This window comes from Maribellus luteus (assembly GCF_003576475.1).
Taxonomy (GTDB): Bacteria; Bacteroidota; Bacteroidia; order Bacteroidales; family Prolixibacteraceae; genus Draconibacterium; species Draconibacterium luteum.
This window is the reverse complement of sequence record NZ_QWGR01000109.1, coordinates 1-670: the sequence shown is the minus strand read 5'-3', so window position 1 is coordinate 670 and position 670 is coordinate 1. Positions and strand designations below refer to the sequence as shown.

Sequence of the window (670 nt, the reverse complement as noted above, 5' to 3'; positions counted from 1 at the left end):
AACCATCGAACCTGGAGACGCCCGATGGACCCTCGCCTCCCCGTCGCCGTGTTGTCGGGCTTCCTGGGCGCCGGCAAGACCACCCTGCTCAACCACGTGCTGAACAACCGCGACGGGCGGCGCGTGGCGGTGATCGTCAACGACATGAGCGAGGTGAACATCGACGCCGCCCTCGTCGGCCAGGGCGGCGGCGGCCTTTCGCGCACCGACGAGAAGTTGGTCGAGATGTCCAACGGCTGCATCTGCTGCACCCTGCGCGACGACCTGCTGATCGAGGTCCGCCGGTTGGCGGCGGAACGGCGGTTCGACTACCTGCTGATCGAATCCACCGGCGTCTCCGAACCCATGCCGGTGGCGGCCACCTTCGATTTCCGCGACGAGGCCGGCGAAAGCCTGGCCGACCTCGCCCGGCTCGACGCCATGGTCACCGTGGTCGACGCCTTCAATTTCCTGCGCGACTACGGCTCCAGGGACCATCTGGCCGACCGGGGCGAGGCCGCGGACCAGGGCGACGACCGCACCGTCGTCGATCTCCTGGTCGAGCAGGTCGAGTTCGCCGACGTGATCGTGCTCAACAAGGCCGATCTGGTTTCGGCCCAGGAGATGGGCCGTCTGCGCGGCGTCCTCGCCGCGCTCAATCCCCAGGCCCGTCTGGTCGAGGCGGCCTATG

Annotated in this window: 1 protein-coding gene; it reads left to right on the top strand. The window is 68.4% G+C overall.

Going from position 1 to position 670, the window contains the following annotated elements:
- Positions 1–24: 24 nt before the first annotated feature.
- Positions 25–670, top strand: a 646-nt coding sequence (locus D1614_RS26815; RefSeq protein WP_147384383.1) for a GTP-binding protein, incomplete at its 3' end; no start/stop codon positions are given.